The following is a 6,291-nucleotide window of genomic DNA, read 5'->3' as shown; positions in this document are numbered from 1 at the left end:
CTCCCTTACAAGGAGGGGGTCACTGGTTCGATCCCAGTACCACCCACCACGAACTTGGGTCGTTAGCTCAGTTGGTAGAGCAGTTGACTTTTAATCAATTGGTCGCAGGTTCGAATCCTGCACGACCCACCATTTTTACCCGGACGCTTAGCTCAGCCGGGAGAGCACCTCCCTTACAAGGAGGGGGTCACTGGTTCGATCCCAGTAGCGTCCACCAGTTTTGCGTTTTCACAAACGCGCACAAGTTTTGTGGGTGGTTAGCTCAGCCGGGAGAGCACCTCCCTTACAAGGAGGGGGTCACTGGTTCGATCCCAGTACCACCCACCACGAACTTGGGTCGTTAGCTCAGTTGGTAGAGCAGTTGACTTTTAATCAATTGGTCGCAGGTTCGAATCCTGCACGACCCACCATCTTTGCCCGGACGCTTAGCTCAGCCGGGAGAGCACCTCCCTTACAAGGAGGGGGTCACTGGTTCGATCCCAGTAGCGTCCACCATCTTATTAATACCGTTTTGACGGGTCGTTAGCTCAGTTGGTAGAGCAGTTGACTTTTAATCAATTGGTCGCAGGTTCGAATCCTGCACGACCCACCATCGCCCGAATCCCCGCCTGAGTTGTCATAGCGTCCCGATGATACGGCTTTCCTACCTGATGTCGCCTGTTTCTCCCTTGTTTTCTGCATAATTACCGCAATTTATGACTCTTTTGTTGCTAACCGATTGGGTTAAGGCGTGACCGGCGTTATAATCGTCCGCATATTGAAGTGTTTGGATACGAGTTACTGGGATAAGGTCATGACTGAAGCCGTCGATATTATCGAATTCGACTACCCCTTTCCGGCCAAGCCGGCACCGCTCACCAGCGCAGAGCGGCTGCAGTTAAAGGATGAGATCAAGACGCTACTGAAGGCAAAGAATGCGGTCCTGGTTGCCCATTACTATACCGATCCCGAGATCCAAGCGCTGGCTGAGGAAACCGGGGGCTGTGTGTCTGACTCCCTGGAGATGGCCCGTTTCGGCAAAAACCACCCGGCCGAAACCCTGATAGTGGCCGGAGTTCGTTTCATGGGGGAAACCTCCAAGATACTGAGCCCGGAAAAAACCGTGCTGATGCCCACCCTGGAAGCCGAGTGTTCCCTGGATCTGGGTTGTCCGATTGAGGAATTCACCGAATTTTGCGATGCCCATCCGGATCATACGGTGGTGGTCTATGCCAACACCTCGGCGGCGGTCAAGGCTCGGGCCGACTGGGTGGTGACCTCCAGCATCGCCCTGGAAATTGTTGAGCACCTGGACAGCGAAGGTCACAAGATTATCTGGGCACCGGACCGCCATCTGGGCGCTTATATCGAGAAGCAGACCGGCGCTTCCATGCTGCGTTGGCAGGGCGCCTGCATCGTGCACGACGAGTTTCGTGCCAAGGCCCTGAAAGAGCTGAAGGCCCAGCACCCCGATGCGGCCGTGCTGGTGCACCCCGAATCGCCCCCTTCAGTGGTCGAATTGGCCGATGCGGTGGGTTCGACCAGCCAGCTGATCAAGGCGGCGCAGACCCTGCCCCAGAACAAGCTGATCGTGGCCACCGACAAAGGCATCTTCTACAAGATGCAGCAGGCCTGTCCGGACAAGGAGATGGTCGAAGCGCCCACCGGCGGCAACGGCGCCACCTGCCGCAGCTGTGCCCATTGTCCCTGGATGGCGATGAACGGCCTGGTGGCGATCCGGGACGCCCTGCAAGAGGGTGGTGCCAGCCACGAAATTCATGTGGATGAGGAGACCAGGCTAAAGGCCCTGATCCCCCTCGATCGCATGCTTAATTTTGCCGAACAGCTCAAGCTCAAGGTAAAAGGCAACGCCTGATAAAAAAAACCGGAGCCCAGGCTCCGGTTTTTTGTCTGCTTTCTTTATATCCCCCGAACTGAACAGCTAAGTGACAGCGTATGCCGGTCGCCGGCCGCCAGGCCTTGAAGCCCGAGTACGGCGGTTTCGACACAGACAAAGTCCGACCAGCCAAGGGCCGGGATATCGGCGGGCACCCGGGGGCCCGGGTTCCACAGTACCAGGCAGTCATTGCCCCGATGCCGCAAGCTGGTCTCATGGTGGGAGTTGTACAGCCGGGTGAGCGGTACGGGAGCCGCATAAATACGGTCCACCGGCTCGCGGAATACCGTTTCTACCGGCTTGTAGCAGGCTCGTTGCAACAGGCTGTCGAAATAGTCATGGCCCAGGCCTTCAATCCGGCATTGGTGCACATGGCCACAATGAAAATAGCTGTGCAGGGCAGCCTGTAACGGCATGGGAGCTGTGCCTTTGTTCTCGCTGTGCAGATGCAGCGTCAACTCGGCACCTATCTCAATCTCCAGTGCTAATCGCCACTGTTCACCTTGATGGTCCGGACACAGCTCAGGCGTCAGCTCCAGGGTCAGGAGGGTACCGGCCTCGGTTTCTTCCAAGCTGTCCAACTGCCAGGTCTGCAGGCGGGCAAAGCCATGCTGGGGCTCCCCTTCGGCGCCTTTACCGAACCAGGGCCAGCATACCGGAATGCCGCCCCGTATCGCCTTGCTGCCATCGAGCACGGCGGCCTCACTCAACCACAGCAGCGGCGGCTGGCCGTGGGGTTGGTAGTGCAGCAACTGGCCGCCGAACAGGCTGATCAGGGCGCTGGCATGGGCGTTGTCTATCTGGAGGAAGGGCAGGCCGGCGGCATTGCACATCAGTTGTGTCCGGGGCGAAAGGGCACTTTTTCGGGTGAGCTGGGGCAGCATGCTTGGATGTCCGGTGTGATTAAACGAAAAAAAGCGGCCGAAGCCGCTTCCATTCTAAGCTGATAACTCAACAACTTTTAGCGGTATCTGGAGATATGGGCGATCAGATCCAGTACCTTGTTGGAGTAACCGATCTCGTTATCGTACCAGGCCACCAGCTTGACGAAGTTGTCGTTCAGGGCGATACCGGCCTTGGCGTCGAACACCGAGGTACAGATTTCACCGAGGAAGTCGGTAGAGACCACTTCATCATCGGTGTAGCCCAATATGCCTTTCAGTTCGCCTTCGGCAGCGGCCTTAATGGTGGCACAGATCTCTTCATAGCTGGCGGCTTTTTCCAGACGCACGGTCAGATCTACCACGGACACATCCGGAGTCGGCACCCGGAACGCCATACCGGTCAGTTTGCCGTTCAGCTCGGGGATCACCTTGCCCACGGCCTTGGCGGCACCGGTGGAGGAGGGGATGATGTTCTGAGCGGCCCCGCGGCCACCGCGCCAATCTTTGGCGGAAGGACCGTCAACGGTTTTCTGGGTGGCGGTGGTGGCGTGAACCGTGGTCATCAGGCCTTCTACGATGCCGAATTTGTCGTTGATGACTTTGGCCAGGGGGGCCAGACAGTTGGTGGTGCAGGAGGCGTTGGACACGATGTCCTGGTTGTCGTAGTGGCCGTGGTTGACGCCCATTACGAACATGGGGGTGTCGTCCTTGGAGGGACCGGTCAATACCACTTTTTTGGCTCCGGCCTGGATGTGCTTGCGGGCGGTTTCATCGGTCAGGAACAAGCCGGTGGCTTCGGCCACCACGTCAACACCTGCCTGATCCCATTTCAGGTTGGCAGGGTCACGCTCGGCAGTGACTCGGATGGTTTTGCCATTAACAACCAGCTGGCCGTCTTTCACCTCGACCGTGCCCTTGAAACGACCGTGAGTGGAGTCGTATTTCAGCATGTAGGCCATGTAGTCGGCATCGAGCAGATCGTTGATGGCAACGATTTCAATGTCGTTGCGCTCGAAAGCGGCACGGAATACGAAGCGACCGATACGGCCAAAACCGTTGATACCTACCTTGATTGTCATAAGATTCACCTGACTCTATAAGTTATGAAAGTGTAAGTTTTATGAAATTTGATGCTAGTAAAATTACAAAAAAAATCGATTCAGTCAACCTTGAGTGGGGGTGAATCTTGTAATTAAGCACACTTTTGTGAAATTAAATTTCTTTTTATTCGCGGGCTAACCCATTTTTATCCATGTCGGCAGGGCATAGCGCTGAGTGCCGGAGCGAACAAATACGCTTATTTTCATTTTAGTATGTTGGTGAAATTCAGGGGGGACCTTGATCCTTGACACCTTTTACGCTTTCAAGGTGATGATCGTTTGCCCGGGGGCCAGCCTGTCTCTATCGCAGGGTAGGAGCCGCCGAGTGGCCGCCCTGTCCGCTCTGGGTAAGGCGTGGTCTCAAATGGATGTTTTCTTCCTGCGTATGAGTGGGATCCGGCTCACAGCCTGTTAATAAGAGGCGGGGATCTATCCCAAGTTAGGATGTTTTGAGCCTCGTTTGAGGCTCAATTGGCGGGCCCCGATCTGGTAATCCCCCCCCCTATCCACTAAAATAGCCCTGCTTCCACACAAAGCAGGTGAGGCACGTCATGCTGCCCACTACATACTAAAACGGTTACGTGAAATAAAAGGATCTGGTCGATGACCCACGAGAGCTACCTGTCCGCTTGGCAACAAAGCCAGGAACTGGCGGAGTCTATGCAACCCCTTATCGGTAAACTGTATCGCAACCAGGGTATCGAAACCTGTGTATACGGTCGGCCACTGCTGAACGCCTCTACCATTGACATTCTCAAGGCCCACCGTGTGGTGCGCCGCCATGAAGGTCATGTACTGTCGGTAGAGCAGAGCTTCCCGGTCTTGAAAGCCATCAGTGAGCTCGAGCTGGCACCGGCCACCGTCGATCTGGGTAAGCTGACAGTGCACTATTGGGCAACTCACAATGATGAGTCCGGCTTGGCAGACTTCCTGCAAACCGAACTGGCTCCGGCACTGGCCGAAGGCACCAGTTCCCAGGTTTCGGATGTGGTGTTGTACGGCTTCGGCCGTATTGGCCGCCTGCTGGCCCGGCTGATGATCGAGCGTGCCGGTAACGGCAACGGTCTGCGCTTGCGTGCCATCGTGGTTCGTGGTTCCAGCGACGATCTGGAAAAACGCGCCAGCCTGTTGCGCCGTGATTCCGTGCATGGTCCTTTCAACGGTTCAATCGAAATCGATAAAGAAAACAACGCCATCATCGCTAACGGCACCTACATCCAGATTATCTATGCCAACAGCCCGGAAGAGATCGATTACACCCAGTACGGCATCAACAATGCCCTGGTAGTCGACAATACCGGTAAATGGCGTGATGAAGCCGGCCTGGGCCTGCACCTCAAGGCCAAGGGGGCCGCCAAGGTACTGCTGACCGCTCCGGGCAAGGGCGATATCAAGAATATCGTATTCGGTGTCAACGACGACATGATCCTGCCGGAAGACCGCATCATGTCCGCCGCTTCCTGTACCACCAATGCCATCACCCCGGTATTGAAGGCGGTGCACGATGCCTATGGCGTGAAAAACGGTCATGTGGAAACCGTGCATTCCTATACCAACGACCAGAACCTGATCGACAACTACCACAAAGGCGATCGCCGTGGTCGCAGTGCCGCCCTCAACATGGTTCTGACCAGCACGGGTGCCGCTTCTGCGGTGGCCAAGGCGCTGCCCGAGCTGAAAGGCAAGCTGACCGGCAACTCCATTCGCGTGCCGACGCCCAATGTCTCGATGGCGGTGATCAACCTGAACCTGAACAAGGCCACCACGGTTGAAGAGTTGAACGATTACCTGCGTCAGGTCGCCCTGGATTCGCCGCTGCATAATCAAATCGACTTCAGCACCAGCAGTGAGCTGGTGTCCACCGATATGGTCGGCTCCCGTTTCGCCGGCATCGTCGACTCACTGGCGACCATAGTGGACGGCGATCGTGCCGTGCTGTACGTGTGGTACGACAACGAGTTCGGCTACAGCTGCCAGGTAGTGCGGGTCATGCAAAAGATGGCCGGCATCAACCTGATGGACCTGCCTGCCTTATAATTCGGGTGAGTAGCGCAAAGGGGCACAGGCTGCCCCTTTTGTGTTTCTGGTGGTAAAGTAGGGCACTAACGGGACATACCCGAAAGGAGGGCAAACTATGTCGTTTCAACAAGTGGTCGCCAATATGCCCCGAGAGGTATATGAGCGGTTAAGGACAGCGGTAGAGCTGGGAAAATGGCCCGACGGCAATCCCCTGACCGCCGAGCAGAAAGAAAACAGCATGCAGGCCGTGCTGGCCTGGCAGTCGATGCACAATGACAATCCCGAATTCATGACCATCGCCAAGGGTGGCGAGCTGGTGCTGAAGAGCAAATCCGAACTGCGCCGCCAGTTCCGCGATGAACAGGAAATCACCCGCCTCAAGCCCGAATAACCCCTCTTTCCGCACAGCATA

General features: G+C 56.3%; 5 protein-coding genes and 6 tRNA genes. 9 read left to right on the top strand and 2 right to left on the bottom strand.

Going from position 1 to position 6,291, the window contains the following annotated elements; genetic code table 11:
* The first annotated feature begins 56 nt into the window (after positions 1-56).
* The 7 genes from ABD806_RS06260 to nadA all read left to right on the top strand — a co-directional run bounded on the left by ABD806_RS06260 (position 57) and on the right by nadA (position 1,855).
* Positions 57-132: transfer RNA gene (locus tag ABD806_RS06260), tRNA-Lys, on the top strand.
* Positions 133-141: 9 nt separating this feature from the next.
* A tRNA-Val gene (locus ABD806_RS06255) sits at positions 142-217 on the top strand.
* Positions 218-251: 34 nt separating this feature from the next.
* Positions 252-327, top strand: a tRNA-Val gene (locus ABD806_RS06250).
* Between the two features lie 7 nt (positions 328-334).
* A tRNA-Lys gene (locus ABD806_RS06245) sits at positions 335-410 on the top strand.
* 9 nt (positions 411-419) lie between these two features.
* Positions 420-495: transfer RNA gene (locus ABD806_RS06240), tRNA-Val, on the top strand.
* Positions 496-516: 21 nt separating this feature from the next.
* Positions 517-592, top strand: a tRNA-Lys gene (locus ABD806_RS06235).
* 201 nt (positions 593-793) lie between these two features.
* Complete coding sequence (gene nadA, locus ABD806_RS06230) at positions 794-1,855, top strand: quinolinate synthase NadA (protein WP_344955848.1); 1,062 nt, start codon at positions 794-796, stop codon at positions 1,853-1,855.
* 44 nt (positions 1,856-1,899) lie between these two features.
* Here nadA and ABD806_RS06225 read toward each other — a convergent pair whose 3' ends face one another.
* Positions 1,900-2,709 (bottom strand): D-hexose-6-phosphate mutarotase, encoded by an 810-nt coding sequence (locus ABD806_RS06225; protein ID WP_344955845.1) that lies wholly within the window; start codon positions 2,707-2,709, stop codon positions 1,900-1,902.
* Between the two features lie 128 nt (positions 2,710-2,837).
* Positions 2,838-3,839, bottom strand: a complete 1,002-nt coding sequence (gapA, locus tag ABD806_RS06220) for a glyceraldehyde-3-phosphate dehydrogenase (protein WP_344955842.1) — start codon at positions 3,837-3,839, stop codon at positions 2,838-2,840.
* 624 nt (positions 3,840-4,463) lie between these two features.
* Between gapA and ABD806_RS06215 the strand changes: the two genes are divergently transcribed.
* A complete protein-coding gene (locus tag ABD806_RS06215; protein WP_344955840.1) occupies positions 4,464-5,897 on the top strand; it encodes a glyceraldehyde-3-phosphate dehydrogenase in 1,434 nt (477 codons plus the stop codon).
* A gap of 97 nt (positions 5,898-5,994) precedes the next feature.
* Positions 5,995-6,270: a YeaC family protein gene (locus ABD806_RS06210; protein ID WP_344955838.1), complete on the top strand. Its 276-nt coding sequence runs from the start codon at positions 5,995-5,997 to the stop codon at positions 6,268-6,270.
* The last annotated feature ends 21 nt before the right edge of the window (positions 6,271-6,291 follow it).

This window comes from Zobellella aerophila, assembly GCF_039539325.1.
In the GTDB taxonomy this organism is placed as follows: Bacteria; Pseudomonadota; Gammaproteobacteria; order Enterobacterales; family Aeromonadaceae; genus Oceanimonas; species Oceanimonas aerophila.
This window is presented reverse-complemented; position numbering and strand designations above follow the sequence as displayed.